At 60.5% G+C, this 867-nt stretch carries 1 protein-coding gene; it reads right to left on the bottom strand.

The window, feature by feature from the left end; translation table 11 throughout:
- Positions 1–556: 556 nt before the first annotated feature.
- Positions 557–867 (bottom strand): hypothetical protein (locus C451_RS05720; protein WP_007738680.1); only part of this gene is annotated, 311 nt, incomplete at its 5' end.

Below are 867 nucleotides of genomic sequence, written 5' to 3'. Positions count from 1 at the left end.
GGCGACACCGAGCACTCCGCCAATTCCACCGATCAGCACGCTCGCCAGTAGCTCGGGCGCGATGAACACGACTGCAACGACAACGAGCAGATAGACGATAGCCGCGCCGACGGCGATGATGAGCGCACGATCTCGGCGGCGGGCACGTTCACGCTCGGCGAGCGCGTGCTGGCGGAGGGGTCTGTACTGTTTGCTCTGTAAAGCGTCAATTCGGTTCGTGAGGCGGTCGTCGGTAGCGTCGATACGATGATCGATGTCGTCGAGATCGTCGGTAAGCCGGGCGGGTGAGCGGGTTTCTCGGCCGCCCCAGTGACTGGTGACTTCACGAACGTCGCTAGCGTTGGCGCGGAGNCCTCGGAAAGAGTGACGAGGCCAGCATCGCGGAGCTTGCGGAAGCGACGGAGAATTGTCTGATTAGTCCAGCCCTGCTCGCTTTTGACGGTCGGTGTGCTGAGAGTGACCGGGACGCCTTCATTGAGAATTCGGCCTTCGCGGAGTAGAAGGCGAAGTATCTTGATCGACTTGTCGTCGAGGTCGGCAGCGACCTCGGCGGGGTTCATCGATCGAGGAGCTTGTCGATAGTGGACTGGTTGGCGATCTCGTCGAGGGCCTCCTCGATCTTCTCCATGCGAGCCTCTAGATCGGCGATCCGCTTGTCGTAGTGGGAATCACGCTCGCTCATCTGCTTTTCGAGGCGACTGAATTGATGGTCGTGCTGCTCGGTTTTCTCTTTCAAATCGCGGACGGGGAGCTGGTCGAGATTGAACGAGTCGATGAGTCCGTCGTCGATAGCCTGCTCGCCGTCGTCGGTGAGCGTGGCGACAGTTGGGGGGATTCGATCAGTGTCGGTGTGGCCCTTCTGCTTGG

The organism is Halococcus thailandensis JCM 13552 (genome assembly GCF_000336715.1).
In the GTDB taxonomy this organism is placed as follows: Archaea; Halobacteriota; Halobacteria; order Halobacteriales; family Halococcaceae; genus Halococcus; species Halococcus thailandensis.
The sequence above is the reverse complement of the archived record's forward strand: the minus strand, read 5'-3'. Positions and strand labels throughout refer to the sequence as shown.